Below are 21222 nucleotides of genomic sequence, written 5' to 3' on the forward strand. Positions count from 1 at the left end.
TCTAAAATAATTTGTTACTCCATCTCCATATTAAAGATATTAAGCTTAAAGTTTTCTCATCCACCAAAATTCTTCGCAAATGATATTCTGAATACTCACTGACTACTTTTGGGTGAAAATGGACTAATAGCGTTTCTGGATCAATTGCAACCAAGTTCAAATCGAAAAGTGTGTGTATGTCAGCTCGCAATAAAATTCCATTACTTAAATGATTATCATTCTCTCCTATATAAGGTTTGATATGAGCAGCCTCAAGGACATCTATAATTTTAGACCCAGTGACTACGCATGTATTATCAAATCTTTTTAGAAGCTTGTCTCGGAATTGCTTTTGACCTCTTCTTAACTTAATAGCTCTATCAATCGTATCCCGTTTATCACGATCAATGGGTAGATACGGTTTTTTATATTCTTCTTCAACATATGCGTCTTCAGGTCCGATACTCCCATACTTTTGCACTGAGTGCAAGTGATCACCTATTCCTTTAAAATGCCTCAAAGCACCCGAATCAAGCAATTGCATAGACATATTTTTATTGTAACGATTTACATAATAAGGTTTTAGCTGCATAAGATCGCTCGAATAGCTTCCAATATTTACGAACTTATCAAATTGAGCTTTATATTTTATTACAGATCCTTTTGTCTCAATTGGTATTTCAAAAACATGCCCTTTATTACATCGATAGGTAGGTCTAAGCCTGGAGCGTTTATCAATAGTTGTACTAGGACAAAATGGACATCGCTTTATTCTCTTCTCTCCAGTACTTTCGCTTATCCTTTCTATATGAGCAAATCCAAGAATTTTCTCCTTGTCAATAAGAATAGCAACATCTCCTTCCATAATCTGTTTGCAATTGGCAACGTTGCTGTCATAATTATAAAACTCTCCCAAACTATCTCCATAGCTTTCAATCTGAGAGGCTTGTTTAGTCTTATCTACCGTCTTCAGCACCCACAGGTTTGAGACATTATTTTTAAGACTATAGGTAAATGGTTTGGTCTTTATAATATTAAATAATGATTTGTTCTTTCTTATTCTATCTCTAACTTGGCTTGGTGTTATTTCGTCCAGATTATTGCTTCGTCGGAAGAATCCATTGGCTTTCAATTTTATGGCTACCTCTTCTGCTGAAAGAGGGGTTTGTATTTCCTCAAATATTTTGAAAATCTCACTAAAGTAACTAGTTTCCTCCATTGTGTATTTGAGATGATGCCATCGTGGGCATAGTAACGGATAATGTTAAATTGCTTTTAATCCTAGAGAAATATCAGGTGAACTTCAATCAGTTATTTGGAAATTTTATTTTCGAACAAACTAATATTACCACTGGAAATTGTTTAAAGGAATCACTATAGTTAACTGTTTGCGTTTCTATTAAAACATCCATACATCCAGTTATTTATGAATCTCGAAAGTTTCATAATCGGAAGAGAAGTGAACGAGAAGCGCCTCGGTAAATCTTCCTAAATAGTAACCGTAGACCGAGAGATCCCCCTGCTTTCCGTTCCAATGATCGACACTTATTTCAAGAGCATCATTTGTAGTATTGAAAATAAGAATGGCTCGATCATACCACTGCTCGGGCTTATGGGTTAAATAGCTATTTCCATTTTGGCTTTTCCTTACCACCCATGTTTTTAATGTTTCATCTTCTACCGCGGCAAATATCTTTCTATGTAAGGTCGCTGATTGTTTTGTGGGGATTTTAATTTTCATTGAGAACGTTATTTATTTTAATTATATAAACTTGTATTTAAATCAATTTGTAGATTCTTTCAGCATCTTCACCATTTCTAATTCTTTCTTCATCATCTGAAACCGAAACCCTCTTGTCTACAAACTCGTTTGGATAGGAAGATATATGGCTGATTGCTCTGGTTAAACCTGAATTTACTGCACACACCACTACGTCACACCCTGCACCAACTAAATGATCTATCATGCTTTCTACACTACCTTTTCTTTTGCGTTGTAAACCGTTCTGATAATCACCCATAGTGGCTATGCCCACTTTTACTCCTTTTTTCTCAACAATGTCGATAAAGTCATATTGGTCAAGGTTGCCGAGTACACCAAAATATTTCGGTACCTGCACATATCCAAAGAGCAATAAATACTGGTAAACGATGTTTAATGTTTTGGACTTTCCCCTATTAGAATCTCCTCTGAGTGCGATAATTTTTGCCATCTTTATTTTATATGATCTTCACCAACTTATAATATACAGATTTTGGCCGTGATCCCTTTCTATCTATTTTTTCAATATCTTCCTTAAAAGTCTTGCTGGAACGATTAATAATTTAGCCGAATCAATAAGTTGTAACCTTATCTCTTTCGGTATTAGAAAAAATAGAATTTTCCTATAGCAACTAATATCAGCAATAATGACTTTGTAGTTTTATTTGATTAAAGCTTATATAACACCTCATCATAATCAATCTTCCGGCATTTTACCTGGCAAATTATTGGGGGCAGAGAATTGATAGTCAGAGAGCGCATGCTCAAGGTAGACATAAAATCCATTATTCGAAACCAAAATAAGACAAATGTCAAGTCATATCGGATCGATTACTCATAATTGAGTATAAGATAATTACATATTGTGAGATAGTATAGTTCATCATCCTGATCACCATTATAAAAAGGAACAAACAGCGGTGGCGGTTCAGGCAATTGGCCTCTACATAGCATCAGGTCATTCCTTGTACCAAATACCTCTAATTTCCAGCTCGAAAGTTAAATTGAACTGCTGAGAGGCAATGAACCAATGGCCAATAAACTAATTAACCAATTAACAAAAAAAACGATCCCCGTTTCCGGGAATCGCTGGTAATTTTGATATTAAAGCATCAGGTTCTACCTTAAACCTTCCGCCTTCCTACCTTCAACCTTATTAATATCCAAAAATCTGCTCCAGGCTTAATTTAGTTACCGGACCAAATTTTGCTAAATCGGCCATGTTGATTTTCTTTTCGGAAGCTACGATACAATAACTGTAAGGTTTGCCCGAAAGATTGGTCTGGTGGAATGATTTTACATCATTAAAAGTTAATGGTTTTAAATTCGCGTATTCATCAACTCTCGAGTCGTGATCGAAACCTAATTTTTTATCTGCCAAATAGCTATAGATAATTCCGTCTTTGGTGATGCGGCTGGTTTCCAGGCCATTTAATGAATTGGTTTTTGATAATGCAAATGATTTATCAGACTCTGGTAAAGTGGTTAATAACTCATTCATACCGGCAACGGCCTCATTCATTTTATCTGCCTGTGTACCTACATAAGCAATAATGGTATTTTCTTTTTCTTTGGTATTTGGAGAAGAATATACTGCAAAAGTAGAATAAGCCAAAGCTTTAGATTCGCGGATGGTTTGGAATACGACTGAACCCATACCGCCGCCGAAATAGTTGTTAAACAAGGCAATTTTTGCAGCGTTGGCCGGATCGTACAAGCCACCATTGCGTACCCAACGGATTTCTGCCTGCACCATATCGTAATCGGCAAAGTAAACTTTGTTCGAATCGGTTTTGGTGTATACAAATTTCTTAATTGGCGCCGCATCAGTAAATGCTTTGGCCAATGGGTGTGCTTTTACAATATCAGCAGAAAATGCTGTTAAGGTTTTAGGGCCATAATAAGTAATGGTGTGTTTGTAATTGGTGAGGTTGTGTAAGATATAGATCAAATCTGCCGATTTCATATTTTTGATCTCATCATTCGTTAATCCGTAATTGAAAGGATTATCGGCACCGTATTGTGCATAACTCATTAAACCACCAAGAATTGATGATTTGTTTAATTTTGCATTATCCCTCGATTTTAACAAACGGCCTTTTAAATCTTCTAAGGCTTTTTCGTTTGCTTTGCAATTTGCCAGTACATCTTCTACCAGGGCAACTGCTTTATCAAAGTTTTCTTGTAAACCACTGATGGAAACTGTAGTTACATCGGTACCTACGTTTATGCTATAGCTACAGGCAATGTTGTAAAATGCTTTACTGATATCCTCTGCCGAATATTTATCGGTACTTAAGAACGCTAAATATTGAGCGGCATAAGGCAATAACTTGTAGTTGTACGAGCCCATATCAAAACGGTAGCCTAAACGGAAAATTCCGTTTTCGGTGTTTTGAACCGCAATTACATCAGCAATGCCTGCTTTACCGAAATTAAGATCTTTGGTGTAATCTAAAAACTTAGGGGCTATCGGTTTTACCGGAGCAGCAATGATACCTTTTGTAAATGGAGAAACCTCATTAACATTGGTTTTTACAGCGGTAATGGCTGGCTTTTCTACTTTGATGATGCTTTTATCTTCGCCTTTATGTTTTAAGATGGAAACGTAGTTGTTGACGAAAAATTTATTGGCAAAATCTACAATTTCCTTTTTGGTTACTTTAGCCATTGCATCGGTTGATGCCAGGGTTTTATCCCACTCCGTACCACGGTTTTGGATAAAGGCATTCATCGCGAAATCTGCACGCACATCGTTATTATCGAAGCTCTGTAACTCCGCTAATTTGATGTTCGCAACAGTTGCTTTAATCAGGCTTTCGTCGAATTCGCCTTTTTTAAGCAGTTCTACCTGTTCTAACAATAATTTTTGGGCTTCTTCTAAACTTTGGCCAGCTTTAGGTGAGCCAGATAAAATGAAGATTCCATAATCTTTCATCGAGTTATAACCGGCGCCCGCCCTCAACATTTTTTGCTGTTTATTGATGTTGATATCCATTAAACCCGCTTTACCGTTGGCTAAAATGCTGCCGATTAAATCTAACAATAAACTTTGGTGCGTATTTTGGGCAAAACCCCTATACGCAACATATAAATTTTCGGCACTTGGACCATAAATATCAACCGTTTGAACCTGTGTTAACGGTTTTTCTGGTGCAGGGTTATAAAGCGACAAAGGTTTAGGTGCCATATAAGCGAAGTCCTTGTCGATTTTTTTGATTAAATCATCATAATTAATATCACCACTCATAATTAAGGCCATATTATTGGGCACATAATATTTGTTGTAGTATTTTCTGATTTCGATTAAGGATGGATTTTTTAAATGTTCGATGGTGCCAATGGTAGTTTGTTGTCCGTAGTTATGTGTTGGGAACAAAGCATACAGCATTTTCTCATACATTTTACGGCCATCGTTATCCATACCGATGTTTTTTTCTTCGTAAACCGCTTCTAACTCAGTATGGAAGATACGGAAAACAGGCGCGCGGAAACGTTCTGCCTGTACGGCCAAGAATTTATCAATGGCATTTGATGGAAGATCTTCTTCGTAAACGGTTTCTTCTACCGAGGTGTGGGCGTTGGTAGAGTTGCTCCCGATCGATTTCATCATTTTATCGTATTCGTTTGCGATAGAATAATTAGAAGCTTCGCCCGAAGTTTTATCAATTTCCTTATAAATCTCTTTACGTTTAACCGGATCGGTAGTTTTGTTGTAGGTTTCGTAAAGTGCTTCGATCTTATCTAAAAGCGGTTTTTCTTTGGCATAATTTAAGGTTCCAAATTTATCCGTTCCTTTAAATAACAGGTGTTCTAAATAATGCGCCAGGCCGGTATTGGTACGCGGATCGGTATTACTGCCCGCTCTTACCGCCATTTTATAGGTAATATTAGGCTCTTTATTGTTCTGGGATAAAATTACAGTTAAACCGTTTTTTAGCGTATAAAAACGTGTTTTGGTCGGATCGTTGGTTACATACCTGTAGCTAAAGCCACCAGAAGTTCCTGTTTTCCATTGATAGGTTGTTTGCGCTTTCGCTAAAGAACCTGTAATTAGAAAACAAGCCAAAGTAAATAGTTTGAATTTCATTGAATTGGTTTTGGTTTATGATCATGAGTGCGTACCTGTTCGTTTAAGTATGATCTCAAATACAGCCTTCATTTTTAATAAGTTATTTATCCAAATATATATGCTTTCTGGCAGGGAATGAAATAATTTTGATTTCAAAACTAAAAATCTAGGAATAAATGATTTTAGCATATCAATCATGGTTTATTGTGCCTTGAATTTATAATCTGTATTTTTACCGGCATGACAAAGCAGGGCACAAAACCAAATATTTTAGTTGTAAATGATGATGGGATTACAGCTACGGGCATAAAGAATCTAATGGAAGTAATGCAGGAGCTGGGTAATGTAGTGGTGGTTGCACCAGATAGTCCGCAAAGCGGTATGGGACATGCCATTACCATAGGCAAACCGATCCGTTTTGATAAGGTTGATCTTTATGCGGGTGTAGAAATGTATAAATGCAGTGGAACTCCGGTTGATTGTGTTAAAATTGCTGTAAATAAGATTTTTAAAGGTAAAAAACCTGATTTATGCGTTTCGGGAATTAACCACGGATTAAACAATTCGATTAATGTACTTTATTCGGGTACCATGTCTGCGGCAGTAGAAGGCGCGATAGAAAAAATTCCATCTATTGGTTTCTCTTTAGATGATTTTGCAGCCGATGCCGATTTTAGTCATACCAAAAAATACATTAAAAACATCTGTGAGCAGGTTTTAGCGAATGGTTTACCAGAAGGAACCCTTTTAAATGTGAATTTCCCGAAGGGCGATCAGCTAAAAGGCGTTAAGGTTTGCCGCCAGGCCAATGCCAAGTGGATGGAAGAATTTGATGAAAGAACTGATCCTTACAAACGACCATATTATTGGTTAACCGGTGTTTTCGAAAATTTTGATAAAGGAGAAGATACCGATGTTTGGGCATTGGAAAACAATTATATTTCTATTGTTCCGGTCCAGTTTGATTTAACGGCCCATCACGCGATACAAGCAATAAACAGTTGGGATTTTATCGGTAACAATGCTACGAAATCTAAAAGTGCCGGAGCCAAAGTTTCAGCGCCCGATGGCATTAATTTAGGTTAAGCACTTGTCCTTATGATTGATCGGTTGAAAAGATTAAATAATTCGGTATGGATAGGTTTGGGCATAGGTTTGCTTGTGCCGGCAATATTTTGTTCCATGGCCTGGTATATCATTCACCATGTGGCTTCTCTTGCTAAAGCAGATTTGTTATACATTGGTGGTATTGCCATAAATGCTTATACCATGCAATACTTTTTTAAATACAACAAAGAAAATATTGGAAGAGGCATATTGGCAGCAACCTTTTTATGCGCTTTTGTGTTTTTTGCGTATAAAGTTTTTTGAAAGAATATAAGAGAAGTTAGTGTTTAGCCAAAAACAAAGCTGGATGACAGGTCACAATGAATCGTCATCTCGACCGTAGCGGAGAGATCTTTTAATATAGTCCAAAGATCTCTCCACTACGCGTTGCTACGGTCGAGATGACGCCGATTTCTAGAATCTTTTGTTGACAGTGATCGCTTTTTTTACTTATAATAACGGTTTTTCTATAAAAATTATAACATGAAATACTACCTCGTAGCCGGAGAAGCCTCAGGCGATTTACATGGCGCCAACTTAATGAAAGCCTTAAAAGCAGAGGACGGCGAAGCGGTGTTCAGGTATTTCGGGGGCGATAAAATGGAAGCCGAGGGTGGCGAGTTGGTTAAACATTATGCCGATATGGCTTTTATGGGTTTTACCGAGGTGATTTTAAATTTACGAACCATTTTCAGAAATCTTAAAGCCTGTAAGGATGATATTTTAAAATGGAAGCCCGATGTGCTGATTCTGATTGATTTTCCTGGTTTTAATTTAAAAATCGCGGAGTTTGCAAAAGCAAACGGTATAAAAGTATGCTATTATATTTCGCCTAAGGTTTGGGCCTGGAACCAGAAACGGGTACTGAAAATCAAGAAGGTGGTCGATCATATGTTCTGTATATTACCTTTCGAAGTAGATTTCTACAAAGAATGGGGCATGAAGGTAGATTATGTTGGCAATCCCTTATTAGATGAAATTGCGCAGTTTACGCCAGATCTAAATTTTCGCGAAAACCATCAATTAGGAGATGAAAAAATTATCGCCCTGTTGCCTGGTAGTCGAAAGCAGGAAATAGAACGTTTACTGCCGGTGATGTTGAGCATTACCGAAAACCACCCTGATTATATTTTTGCCATTGCAGCAGCACCAACTTTTACCGAAAGTTATTACCGCCAGTTTACGGGAGATAAAAAAGTCTATCTTCTTTTTAACAGTACCTATAATTTGTTGCACCATGCCCATGCCGCAATTGTAGCTTCGGGAACAGCTACGCTAGAAACTGCTTTGTTTAAAGTGCCACAGGTGGTGGTTTATAGGGGCGGCACCATTTCAATTGCCATTGCCAGGCTATTGGTGAAGATTAAGTTTATTTCACTGGTTAATCTTATCGTTAACAAGAAGATCGTAACCGAACTTATCCAGGAAGATTGCAATACCCAAAAGGTGAACGAAGAGCTCAAAATTATCTTAACAGGCGAGGGGAGGAACGAGATGTTAAAGCAATACGACGAGCTGCTTTTGCTCATGGGAAAACCCGGCGCTTCGGCAAAAACGGCCAGATTGATTACGAGCTACCTGAACTAAACAGTTCAACAAGACAGAAGGGATTTAAAGATGGACTTACTTATATTAGGATATTAATTTTGATACAAACGGCACTTTAATGGCGCCTTTTGTTGTTTTAGGCATTCATATTAACATTGTACCATCCTTTCACAAACGTTTCTAAAACGATTAACATAAAAAATGTTAAATTGCGTTTTTATACTGGCAAAAATTTAAAAGCTATAATTTTTATTTAGCTTTGAAATGATTAACTCAAAAGAAATCCCAAGCAAATGAAATCGCTTTCTATTAAAGATATAGCCGTAAAAGCAAATGTATCCATTACCACAGTATCATTCATTATTAACGGTAAAGCAAAAGAGAAATCGATAAGCGAAGCAGTAATAGAAAAGGTTAAAAAAATTATCGAGGAAAGCGGTTATAAGCCTAATCAGATAGCGAGAAGCTTAAGAACCGGCAACTCCAATATCATCGGCTTAATTATCGAAGATATTTCCAATTCATTCTTCTCGAGGATTGCAAGGTTAATCGAAGATAAAGCCTATAAAAGAGGATATAAGATTATTTATTCCAGTACAGAAAACAGTATCGACAAAGCCAAAGAGCTGATCAACATGTTCAAATCGCGGAAAGTTGATGCCTATATCATCTCTCCAATAAAAGGAATAGAAGAAGATATACAAATGCTCCTTGATGATGGAAACCCCGTAATCCTGTTTGATAGAAATTTGTCGGACGTTAATACCAGCTATGTTGGAGCAGATCATTTTAATGCCTCGCACCAATCAATACAGAGTTTTATCGATCAGGGCAAAAAGAATATAGCCCTGGTTACCACTGATATAAATGTGGAACAGATTATAGAGCGGTACGATGGTTATAAAAAAGCGCTGGAAGATAATGGAATCAAATATGATGACAAGCTGGTTTTAAAAATCCACTTTAATCAGGAAGAAGGCGAAACAATTGCTCAGATCCAAGAACTCTTCGAAAATAAAAAAATCGATGCAGTGTTATTTGCAACCAATTATTTGGCAATTAGTGGCCTAAAAGCGCTAAAACAAATCAATAAAAAAGTAGGAGACGATTTCGGAGTGATCGCATATGATGATCATGAAGCATTTGAACTGCATACCCCTCGTATTTCTGCTGTCCAACAACCCCTGGAAGAAATAGCAGAAACGATCATTAAACTCATTTTAAACCAGCTTTCTTCAAAAGGTAAATCACCTGCTGAAGAGGTAATTATCCCCGCCCGTTTAGTTATTAGAGACTAGAAAAAAATCATCCTTCGCTCGATTGTAATATTTTTTTTACTTACTAAAACGATTTATTATAATTTAAAATCCTTATAATTGACTGGCTAAAACGTTTTAGCATAACCAAGTCGTTTTTATGAGAATTACAGCATCCCCTTCTGAAATTTAACAGCTCTATAAGACTGCAGAGATAAACTTGATGCTTGAAGTTCGTTTCTGCTATTGCCAATCAAAATTTTAAATCAATAAAGCACTCGAAAATGTCAGGCAATCAATCCAGTCTGGTCATTTCCATCACAGATAAAATATTACCAGGAAATCAAATAACTAATCATTTATAATTTAACAAAACCGTTAATGAAAATTAATTTACTTAAAATTACGGGGCTGTCTGCTGCAATAGTGTTGCTAAATAGCCCGGCGTTTTCAATGAACCCGGAGTGGAAAGGTACAGGGGGAGGCTTGTACGCAAACGCATTTACCGGGCGCATCCAGGCGCAAAAAAATGTAACAGGAACCGTTGTCGATGAAAATGGCCAGCCAGTACCGGGTGCAGGTATTAAAAATCAAAGCACCGGTAAAACCACCGTTACCGATGCTAACGGAAAATTTGCTATTGAGGCCAGCGAAGGGCAGGTGCTCCGTTTTACTTACATTGGTTACGATACACAAGATATAACTGTTGGCCAATCTTCAGTTGTTAATGTCAAATTTGCAGTTTCAAAAAATACGAACCTACAGGAAGTAACTGTTGTTGCTGTTGGTTATGGTACACAGGGTATCAAAGAAACCACTTCAGCAGTAGGCCATGCCGGTGTTGAAGACTTTAGGCAAAGTGGCTCCAGAAATCCTCTGGATCTGATCCAGGGTAAAATTGCTGGTTTAAACTTAACCAGACCAGGCGGTAGTAACCCTAATAGTGGCGTTTCTGTACAGCTAAGGGGATCTGTAACCGTAACCGGTAGCCGTAGCCCTTTGTTTGTAATTGATGGAATACCTGGTGGTAATCCTGATTTATTGCAACAGGACGATATTGCGTCGATCGATGTGTTAAAAGATGGTTCGGGAGCAGCAATATATGGTACCAGTGCCAATGCGGGTGTAATTTTAATTACGACCAAAAAAGGTAAAGCAGGGCCAGGCGTGTTCGAATATTCTAGCTATCTGAGAAAGGAATATCTGCAAAACCGTCCTGATTATTTAACTGCTGATGAGTATCGTGAAAAAATAGCAGCCGGACAGATTAAACAACAGAATTTTGGTAGCTCTACCGACTTTTATAATGAATTGATTAATCACGATAACCTATCACAGAATCACAACCTTTCTTTCAGTGGTGGAACTGATAAAACAAACTACAGAGCGAGTTTAAACTATCGCGATTTGGAAGGTATTTCCAAGCAGAACGGTAGAGAGGAATATACCTTAAGGTTAAATGTAAACCAAAAAGGATTGGATGACCGCTTGAACATTCAAATGAACCTGGTTACCAATTTTAATAAAGCCAATTTATTGGGTGGTGGCGGTTGGGAAAGTGAATCTGCAAAAAACCCTACACTTTCTAACTTTAATCCAGATGGTTCTTATCGTTTTGATTTAACGAGTACCAACGAGTATGCGCGTTTATTCCAGGAAACCTATTACAGAAAGCAGCAGACAACCTCAGGTGATGTGAAGGCAGATTTAGATATCATTAAAGGGTTAAAGGCTTCAATTTTTGGTTCGGTAGTGCGAAATTCATACCTGGATGGTCAGTACCGTCTAAAAGCAAGTGAAAACTCTGTCGAAAATACCGATTTTCCTGGCGGTGGTTATGCTTACAAAGGAGATTTTCTTTCACAGGCATACGCCCTTGAACCTACCTTAAATTATAATAATACATTTGCTCAAAAACATAATATTACGGCATTGGCAGGTTATAGCTACCGTTATTATATGGAAGAGAGCTCAAACCTGTCTAACCGGGGGTTCATTAACGATCTTTTCCATGAAGATAATATATCACAGGGAGCAGCATTGGGCGTTGGTAAGGCTACAATGGCCAGTGGTAAAAACGATAATACTTTAATTGCATTCTTCGGAAGGGTAAACTATGCTTTCGATAACAAATACCTGGTTCAGTTTATCTTAAGAAGAGAAGGTTCATCAAGGTTCGGTGCGAATAACAAATGGGGTAACTTCCCTGCGGTTTCTGCCGGATGGAATATTACTGAAGAGGGTTTCATGAAAAATGTTCCTTTTGTTAACTACCTGAAATTGAGAGCTGGTTACGGGGTTACCGGTAATGCACCTACTGTAAATAACGTATCACGTGTTACGCTTGGTGGTGGCGGTAAATACCTGTATCCTGATGGTAACTACTATGAAACCTATGGCCCTGATAGAAACCCAAATCCGAATTTAAGATGGGAACGCAAACAGGAGGCAAACATCGGTTTAGATTTTACTTTGCTTAACAGCCGCTTAACAGGTTCGATTGATGTATTTAAGAGAACAACAAAAGATCTTTTAGATAGTTATACAACGCCTCAGCCACCATATGTTCGCGATAACCTGCAAACCAATGTTGGTCAGATCTCGTCTAAAGGTATAGAGTTGGGTTTAAGCTACATGGTAATTAAAAACGATAACTTTAGCTGGAACATGGATGCTACGGCCAGTACCTTAAGCAACAAGTTGGATAGCTACTCGAATGATGTATTTAAAGTTAAATTTATCACCCGAGGTGGAATTGGCGGTGCAGGAGATTTAGGTGATGCCTTTACCATATTTGAAGGCGGAAAAATCGGCGAATTCTATGGTAAAAGGTTTGCTGGTTTCACACCAGAGGGTAAATGGTTATTCTATAACAGAAATGGTGAAAAAGTTTTAAATGGTCAGATCAATACCTCACGTAACGATTTAAATGCAACAGATTTAGCCGTTATCGGTAACGCCATTCCTAAATACTATGCTTCGTGGACAAACAGTTTTACCTATAAGAATTTCGACCTTCGCATATTTTTAAGGGGTAAATTTGGTTTTGATGTATTAAACACAACGGCATTAACTTACGCCAACAAAACCTGGTCTGGTAATTTATTGAGAAGCACTTTTGATAAATATAAAGACATCAACGATACCTATATGTATTCTGATTACTATTTAGAAAGCGGAAGCTTTGTAAAACTTGATGAGGTTACTTTAGGCTACAATTTTAAATTTAAGAATAAATACATCCGCAAGCTGCGCCTTTATGCAACCGGACAAAACTTGGGTACCATTACAGGTTATACCGGAAACGACCCTGATTTTGTACAGGATAATGGTATCGGAAACGAAATTGATGGTAAGAGTTTAGGTATTGATACAAGAGGTCCATACCCAAGTACCAGATCATTTGTTGTCGGATTAAATGTTGGATTCTAAGAACTTGAAAATGAAAAATAAATCAATCATATATGGCGTACTTGCCGGTGTATTAAGTATTACAAGTGCTTGTACCAAGCTTGATGAAAACGCATACGATCAGTTGTTAACTGATAATTTTTATAATAACAAAACAGAGGTTTTATCGGCTGTACTAAGGCCATACACACATGCTAATGCATGGGTTACCCCATCTGGTCAGGATGGTTGGTGGCGCCTTGCCGAATTATCTGGTGATCAGTTGGCCTGGCCTACTAAAGGTCGCCATGGTGAAGATGGAGGTAAATGGAAAAGATTACATTACCACACCTGGACCGTTGATGAGGGTGGAATTAACCAGGCATGGGTATTAATGAACTGGGGTATGGGATTATGTAATGACCCTATTGAGAATATCGAGAAAAGAGATATCGGGCAGATGGGTATCACCCAAGCGGAAAAGGACGCTTATATTGCTGAACTAAAACTTTTAAGGGCATTCCATTATCTTAAATTAATGGATCTGTTTGGTAATATCCCTGTAGTAACAAAAGTAGGGATTCCTGAAAGGCCTGAAACCATGCCGAGAAAAGAGGTATTCAACTTTATCGAGTCGGAGATCAAAACCAACATTGATAAAGCACCTAAACTTTCGCGTGCAATGGTGGGCAGGATAAGCCAGGCTGCTGGTTATGCTATGTTGGTAGAACTTTATTTAAATGCAGAGGTATGGACAGGAACTCCACGTTGGGATGATTGTATTGCTGCAGCAAATAAACTCATCTCTGGCGAAGCAGGAGCGCAGAATGGTGTTATGGCGCTTGATCCTAACATTACGGACCAGTTTAAAACCACTAACGACTTATCTAAAGAGGTTATTTTCTCTATTGCTTATAATTATTCGATTGCCAATTTCCAGCCTTCTTGGCCGGGAGAATTCTATCACTTTAAACAACAACAGATTTATGGTGGTGGTAGGAATGGTAACGATGGAATTGTATTGATCCCTGGTGTTTTTACCACTTATGAAGAGGCTGACTTGAGAAAAAGAGGCTGGCTTTTAGAAGGACCTATGTTCCAGTTTGTTGCCCCAACCCAGCCGGTTCTGGCATCTGAAGAATACAATGGATCGCAACTGACATTTGTTGATAATATCAGGAAAAACAAAGCGGGTTCTACTGTAAGCAACATGAGCGAAGGTGAAGAAAATTCGGGTGTACGTTTTAACAAATACAAATTAGGTAATCAGTTCCCTGGCCCCGGTGGAGTACCTGCCATTGATGTGAATTATAATAATGGCGACTGGAATATCTATCGCTTAACGATGATTTATTTTGCTAAAGCAGAGGCAATTATGCGTAAAAATGGAGGCGTAGCTACAGCAGAGGCCGTTCAATTAATCAACGATTGTAAAAAACGCGCTTTTAGTGAGGCAGATTTTGCTACCCGTGCCTACACGACAACAAGTTTAACTTTAGATGAACTTTTGGCTGAAAGAGGAAGAGAATTTATCTTCGAAGGTATGAGAAGAGACGATTTAATCCGTTTTGGTAAATTTGCAACAGCTAGCTGGTGGGATCATACACCATCAACAGCTACCAAGGCGCTCTACCCAATTCCTTTAAGGCAATTAACACTTAATACCAATCTAAAACAAAATCCTGGTTATTAATAAAAATCAAAAAAGGTGTCCAATTTTGGACACCTTTTTTTGATTAAGCTCTTTGTAACCTATATGTTACGGATTTAAGGGGTAAAAGATGAATATTTTTTTGCTAATATTGAATTAGTAAAACGTTTTACTTTAATCGACTACCAAACAGCAATAATCCATTTAATCTAGCGGTCATTTTACATTTTTTCTGTTGTCGGAATTAGAAAATTAAGCGATAGAATTAGGTAAAACGATTTATGAATGAAACCAAATATTAATTATGAGAAATCTTTCCTTAGTAGCACTTTGTCTTTTTTTTAATTTAATTACAAAAGCACAAGACAAAGCACCTGCTTATCCATTAATTACACACGATGCTTATTTCAGTATTTGGTCTTTCGGCGATGGACTTAACCAATCGGTAACTAAACATTGGACAGGGAGGGAGCAATCTTTGCTGGGCATTATAAAAGTAGACGGTAAATTTTACCGGTTTTTAGGCGAAGAAAGCAAAACCTTTAAAGAAATACTCCCAACTGCCGATGTGCTAAAATATCAGGCTAGTTACAGCTTTGATAAGCCTGAAGCAAACTGGGAAAGCAATAGTTATAACGATAACACCTGGAAAAAAGCTGAAGCTCCTTTTGGAGATGATCATTCTGCCAAAACAAAATGGAATAGCGATGATCTTTATTTCAGAAGAACCTTCGATCTCGCCAATGTATCAGCCGCAAAAAAATACCTAAAACTCAATCACGATGATAATGTAATTGTTTATTTAAACGGTAAAGTAATTTACAAAAAGAACGGATGGGTTTCTGATTATATCTATTTGCCAATTGAAGATGGGATTTTAAAAACAGGAAAAAATGTATTGGCCATCCATTGCAAAAACACAGCCGGTGGCAGGCATTTAGATGCCGGGATTGTAGAAGAAGATGCAGATCAGGTAAAAACTGCTCCCGCCACTCAAACCAATGTATCCCTTCAGGCTACCACTACCAAATATACTTTTAACTGTGGCCATGTAGAACTACAGGTAGCTTTTACCTCTCCATTATTACTCAATGATATTAAATTAACCGCAAGGCCCATCAGTTATATCAATTACACCGTAAAATCTACTGATGCCAGGCCGCACAGTGTAGATATTTTCTTTGGCGCGTCATCAAATCTGGCTGTAAATACACCAAACCAAAGTGTATCGGCCTGGAAGCGTTCGAAAAACAACCTCTCTATCTTAAAAACAGGAACGGTAGAACAGCCGGTGTTAAAGAAAAGGGGCGATGATCTGCGTATCGATTGGGGTTATTTATACGTGGCCGTTCCTGCCCGGTTTAATGCCACTCAGTTTATAGCTACGCAGAACGAAAGCTTAAAAAGTTTCGTCGGTTCCAAATATCCAACACAAACACAGGTTTTAAACTCGAAAAACCTAAACCTAAGCAGTATTATTCCTTTCGGTTCTGTTTCTTCAACCCCGGTAGATAAATATATGATGCTGGGTTACGATGACCTAAAATCGGTTGAATACTTTGGCGAAAAACTGCAGCCCGTTTGGCGACAGGCCGGTTCACAGCAATTTGAAGATCAGCTGGCCGAGGCGAATACCCAATACCCTTCATTAAAAATCAAGTGCACCGTTTTTGATGCTAAATTATACGCCGATTCCGAAAAAGCTGGTGGAAAAGAATATGCTGATATGTGTAAATTAGCTTATAGACAGGCTATTGCAGCACACAAAATTGTCTATGCCTCAAATGGCGATATCTTATTCCTATCAAAAGAAAATTTTAGTAATGGCTCAATCAATACGGTTGATGTAACATATCCGTCAGCGCCGCAATTTTTGGTGTACAATCCCGAATTGTTAAAAGGAATGCTCAATGGTATTTTCTATTATTCAGAAAGTGGAAAATGGAAGAAACCTTTTGCTGCACACGATTTAGGTACTTATCCCTTAGCCAACGGCCAAACCTATGGTGAAGATATGCCGGTAGAAGAAGCTGGCAATATGATCATCTTAACGGCTGCCATTACCAAAGCTGAAGGTAATGCAAAGTATGCGGAGAAACATTGGGAGGTAATGTCTGTATGGGCAAATTATTTACTAAGAGAAGGTTTCGATCCGGCCAATCAATTATGTACCGACGATTTTGCGGGGCATTTGGCCAGAAATTCAAATCTATCGGTAAAGGCCATTGTAGCTTTAGGTGCTTACGCACAAATGGCGCAATTGTTAGGTAAAACCGATGTGACTACAAAATACAGAACAGCAGCCTTACAAATGGCTCAGAACTGGATGAAACTTGCTGATGATGGCAATCATTACGCTTTAACTTTTAATGATAAAAATACCTGGAGCCAGAAGTACAACCTCGTTTGGGACAAACTTTTAAAACTGGATCTTTTCCCTAAAGAAGTATATAAAAAGGAGATTAACTTTTATTTAACTAAACAAAAAGATTTCGGATTACCGTTGGATAGTCGCAGGACTTACACCAAGTCTGACTGGATTATGTGGACAGCTACCTTGGCCGATAACGAAGCCGATTTTCAAAAATTTATAAGCCCGATATATCGTTTTGCTACCGAAACAGAAAGTAAAGTGCCATTGAGCGACTGGCATGAAACCACCAATGGAAAAATGACAGGCTTTCAGGCAAGAAGTGTTGTTGGCGGTTATTTCATCAAAATGTTAGCCGATAAATGGAATATGAAGTAACAATATAAATCAGCGTTTGCAAGCACCCATATAGGCTTGCAAATGCTGATTTTTTTAAATATACAGCCTGGCTTTGGTTAATCAGCTGGAAAGAATAAACACACAAACAAATGAAACTTAAATTAATCGCATCCATTTTATGCTGCCTTGCTGCCAAAGGTTTATTGGCGCAGCAGAAAGATTGGGTTCACTATGTTAATACACTTCAGGGCACAAATTCCAAACACGAACTCACCAGAGGGAATACCTATCCAACAACAGCATTACCATTTGGCATGCATACCTGGACCCCGCAAACCGGTAGAAATGGCGATGGTTGGAAATATCAGTATTTTAAAGATAAAATCAGAGGTTTTCAGCAAGCGCATCAATGCAGTTCGTGGACGAGAGACTATGCGGTATTTTCTTTAATGCCAATGGTTGATGAACTGATTGTAAATGAAGATAAACGCGAAACTAAGTTTAGTCATCAGGATGAGATTGCTAAACCAAACTATTATAAAGTAACCTTCGAAAACGATATCACCACCGAAATTTCACCATCAGAGCGTGGTGCGCACCTTAGGTTCAGTTATCCGAAAGGCAAAAGAAGCTTTTTAATTTTAGATGGATATAACAGGTTAAGTGGCGTTCAGATCCATCCCAAAGAAAATAAAATAACGGGCTGGGTAAACAACGGCGAAGGCTTTAAAAGAGGTTGGAAAAGTTATTTCGTAATTCAGTTCGATCAACCGATTAAATCTTACGGTACTTGGGAGAACAAACGTAATACCATTGCAAAAGATTCTATTTCTGCCGAAGGACTGGGAAAAGGTGCATTTGTACAGTTCGAATCGGGGGCAAAGGTACAGGTGAAAACCGCTTCTTCTTATATTAGTTTACAACAGGCCGAACTTAATTTAAAAAGAGAACTCGGCAATGATAAGACTTTAGAAGATACCAAAGCCCATGCTGCTGCGGTGTGGAATAAATCGCTGGGTAAGATAGAAGTAGAAGGCGGATCAAAAGCAGACATGGAGACTTTTTACTCCTGCTTTTTCAGAGCAAGTTTGTTCTCCAGAAAGTTTTATGAAATAAATGAAGCCGGACAACCATATTACTTTAGTCCGTATGACGGTAAAGTGCATGATGGCTATATGTTTACCGATACGGGTTTCTGGGATACCTTCCGTGCGCAATTTCCGCTAAACACACTGGTGCAGCCAGAAATGCACGGTCGTTATATGCAGGCCATGCTCGATGCCTATGAGCAATGTGGTTGGTTGCCATCGTGGTCTTTTCCCAGCGAAGCTGGAAGTATGATTGGGAACCACGCTATTTCTTTGCTAACCGATGCCTGGGCAAAGGGAATCAGAACGTTTGATCCGAAAAAGGCGCTGGATGCCTATTATCACGAAGCAATGAACAAAGGGCCATGGGGGCCGGCAAATGGTAGGGATGGCGTAACCGAGTATAATCAATTGGGTTATGTTCCCTATCCAAAATACAGGGAAGCTACCGCTAAAACATTAGAATATGCTTATGATGATTTTTGCGCTTACCATTTGGCTAAAATGACCGGCGATAAACATTATATGGAGGTTTTTGAAAAACCGATGTTCAATTATAAAAATGTTTATGATCCTTCTACCCGTTTTATGAGGGGTAGGAACGCAGAAGGGAACTGGTCGCCAAATTTCGATCCAACGGAATGGGGTGGCCCATTTACCGAAGGAAATGCATGGCACTGGCAATGGTCGGTTTTTCAAGATACCAAAGGTTTAATTAATTTGATGGGAGGGAACAATAATTTCATCGCCAAGCTCGATTCTGTTTTCAGCGAACCCAATAAAGTAAATGTAGGTTCGTATGGTGGCATGATTCACGAAATGACCGAAATGGTGATGGCCAACATGGGGCAATATGCACATGGAAATCAACCCATACAGCATATGGTTTATTTGTATAATTACGCCAACCAACCCTGGAAAGCACAATTTTATGCCCGCAAGGTGATGCATGAACTCTACGATGCGACAGAAAATGGTTATCCGGGAGATGAAGACCAGGGACAAACCTCTTCCTGGTATGTGTTAAGTGCATTAGGGTTTTATAGCGTAACACCAGGTACAGGCGAGTACGTTTTAGGAAGCCCTATATTTAAAAAAACGACCATTAATTTAGAAAATGGCAAAAAATTCGTCATTGAGGCGCCTGCCAATAATGTTGCCAATGTTTATATCAAATCGGCAAGCTTAAATGGTAAAAATTATACCAAAAATTTTATAAATCATAGCGATTTATTAAAAGGAGGGGTGTTAAAATTAGAGATGAATGTTAAACCTTCGTTAAATAGAGGGTTATTAGCAGAAGATAAGCCATTTTCAATGAGTAAATAAAGATTGAATTGCTACTTTTGGCGAATTAATTCAGATTAATAAAGAATAGATAACAGAAATATATATAGAATGGAAAAGCCTGTTGCATTAGGTGTAGATATTGGCGGCTCGCATATTACGGCCGCATTGGTGGATTTAGAAACAAGAACTTTGGTTAAAGATTCTATCAAACGTAGCCCTGTGAATTCGCAGGAGAGTAAGGAAGTGATTTTATCGGCATGGTGCGATATCATCAATAAGGCTTTTAAAAATATTAAAAATGGTGCCCGGAATGTTGGGATTGCCATGCCAGGTCCTTTTAATTATAGCGAAGGTATTTCATTAATTAAAGATCAGGAAAAGTTTAAATCACTTTACCAGATCAATGTAAAAGAAGAATTGTCTGAAAGATTGGATATTCCGGCAGAGAATATCCACTTTATAAACGATGCCGCAGGTTTTTTACAAGGAGAGGTTTTTGCCGGCGCTGCCAAAGGAAATGCAAACGTATTGGGATTAACTTTAGGAACCGGACTTGGATCTTCACTTTGTTTAAACTTTAAAGCTTATGATGCAGACTTGTGGAACTCCGAATTTTTAGATGGAATTGCTGAAGATTACCTTTCTACGCGCTGGTTCGTAAAACGTTTTAAGCAATTGAGTGGTGAAGACGTAGAAGGCGTTAAAGAATTGGTTGCGATTGTAGAAACCAATCATTTTGCGACGATGGTTTTTATGGAATTTGGCTATAACCTGGCTCAGTTTTTAATTCCGATTATTAAACAGCATAAAATTGATACGGTGATCGTTGGCGGTAATATTGCGCAATCGTTTAGTGCATTTGCCCCTGAATTAATTGCAACACTTAAAGGTAATGAGGTTGAAACAGAAATTAAAATCTCAGAACTGAAAGAACATGCTGCATTAATTGGTGCGGCCAGCTGTTGTGATTTAAGTTTGACCTAAACTTTAGGTTTTAATAGTCGGAATCTCATTGTTTGGAATAGATTATTTAAGAAAAAACTGCAGAACTGTAATTTAATCAATTAATTCTGCAGTTTTTTGCTCTTTAACACGAAGAGATACTATTTTGTGTCTCCTTTTTTGTGTGTATCTCATTTGTTTTTAGTGCAATTAGCTTTATTTTGGTTTATTTTTTCAAAAAAATCGAAATAAATTTTTCGTTTGCAATAATATTCTTATTATTGTTTAATAAAACGTTTTAGTATTAGTGTTTTAGTGATTACAATCACTTAATAGGTAGTAAAGTGTTGATGAAAATCAAGGCTTTTTTTTATCAAGGGATACTAAAACGTTTTAGTTTAACTAATAAGCAACTAACTACTTATAC

Annotated in this window: 13 protein-coding genes; 9 read left to right on the forward strand and 4 right to left on the reverse strand. The window is 38.0% G+C overall.

Features of this window, described 5'->3' with window-relative positions:
• Nucleotide 1 precedes the first annotated feature (1 nt).
• The 4 genes from AC1RJ8_RS13140 to AC1RJ8_RS13155 all read right to left on the reverse strand — a co-directional run bounded on the left by AC1RJ8_RS13140 (nucleotide 2) and on the right by AC1RJ8_RS13155 (nucleotide 5831).
• Nucleotides 2–1198, reverse strand: coding sequence for an HNH endonuclease (locus AC1RJ8_RS13140; RefSeq protein ID WP_492953969.1), 1197 nt, complete (start codon nucleotides 1196–1198; stop codon nucleotides 2–4).
• Nucleotides 1199–1399: 201 nt separating this feature from the next.
• Nucleotides 1400–1720 (reverse strand): hypothetical protein, encoded by a 321-nt coding sequence (locus AC1RJ8_RS13145; RefSeq protein WP_492953968.1) that lies wholly within the window; start codon nucleotides 1718–1720, stop codon nucleotides 1400–1402.
• A gap of 37 nt (nucleotides 1721–1757) precedes the next feature.
• Complete coding sequence (locus AC1RJ8_RS13150; RefSeq protein WP_492953967.1) at nucleotides 1758–2192, reverse strand: hypothetical protein; 435 nt, start codon at nucleotides 2190–2192, stop codon at nucleotides 1758–1760.
• Nucleotides 2193–2897: 705 nt separating this feature from the next.
• Nucleotides 2898–5831, reverse strand: a complete 2934-nt coding sequence (locus tag AC1RJ8_RS13155) for a M16 family metallopeptidase (protein ID WP_492953966.1) — start codon at nucleotides 5829–5831, stop codon at nucleotides 2898–2900.
• 222 nt (nucleotides 5832–6053) lie between these two features.
• Between AC1RJ8_RS13155 and surE the strand changes: the two genes are divergently transcribed.
• The 9 genes from surE to AC1RJ8_RS13200 all read left to right on the forward strand — a co-directional run bounded on the left by surE (nucleotide 6054) and on the right by AC1RJ8_RS13200 (nucleotide 20837).
• On the forward strand, nucleotides 6054–6899 hold the full coding sequence (surE, locus tag AC1RJ8_RS13160; protein WP_492953965.1) for a 5'/3'-nucleotidase SurE: 846 nt from the start codon (nucleotides 6054–6056) through the stop codon (nucleotides 6897–6899).
• Nucleotides 6900–6911: 12 nt separating this feature from the next.
• On the forward strand, nucleotides 6912–7184 hold the full coding sequence (locus tag AC1RJ8_RS13165) for a stationary phase survival protein SurE (protein ID WP_493008048.1): 273 nt from the start codon (nucleotides 6912–6914) through the stop codon (nucleotides 7182–7184).
• Between the two features lie 219 nt (nucleotides 7185–7403).
• Nucleotides 7404–8507: a lipid-A-disaccharide synthase gene (lpxB, locus tag AC1RJ8_RS13170; protein WP_492953963.1), complete on the forward strand. Its 1104-nt coding sequence runs from the start codon at nucleotides 7404–7406 to the stop codon at nucleotides 8505–8507.
• A gap of 254 nt (nucleotides 8508–8761) precedes the next feature.
• Entirely contained in the window at nucleotides 8762–9766 is a 1005-nt protein-coding gene (locus AC1RJ8_RS13175) for a LacI family DNA-binding transcriptional regulator (protein ID WP_492953962.1), read from the forward strand.
• A 339-nt stretch (nucleotides 9767–10105) separates the two neighbouring features.
• Nucleotides 10106–13156 (forward strand): SusC/RagA family TonB-linked outer membrane protein, encoded by a 3051-nt coding sequence (locus AC1RJ8_RS13180; protein WP_492953961.1) that lies wholly within the window; start codon nucleotides 10106–10108, stop codon nucleotides 13154–13156.
• 10 nt (nucleotides 13157–13166) lie between these two features.
• Nucleotides 13167–14807 carry a RagB/SusD family nutrient uptake outer membrane protein gene (locus AC1RJ8_RS13185; protein WP_492953960.1) on the forward strand — a complete coding sequence of 547 codons (1641 nt, stop codon included), beginning with the start codon at nucleotides 13167–13169 and terminating at the stop codon, nucleotides 14805–14807.
• Between the two features lie 262 nt (nucleotides 14808–15069).
• Nucleotides 15070–17514 carry a glutaminase family protein gene (locus AC1RJ8_RS13190; protein WP_492953959.1) on the forward strand — a complete coding sequence of 815 codons (2445 nt, stop codon included), beginning with the start codon at nucleotides 15070–15072 and terminating at the stop codon, nucleotides 17512–17514.
• A 110-nt stretch (nucleotides 17515–17624) separates the two neighbouring features.
• Nucleotides 17625–19892: a GH92 family glycosyl hydrolase gene (locus AC1RJ8_RS13195; RefSeq protein WP_492953958.1), complete on the forward strand. Its 2268-nt coding sequence runs from the start codon at nucleotides 17625–17627 to the stop codon at nucleotides 19890–19892.
• A gap of 69 nt (nucleotides 19893–19961) precedes the next feature.
• Nucleotides 19962–20837, forward strand: coding sequence for an ROK family protein (locus AC1RJ8_RS13200; RefSeq protein ID WP_492953957.1), 876 nt, complete (start codon nucleotides 19962–19964; stop codon nucleotides 20835–20837).
• Nucleotides 20838–21222 lie beyond the last annotated feature (385 nt).

Source organism: Pedobacter sp. GW822-FHT03F06 (assembly GCF_058801365.1).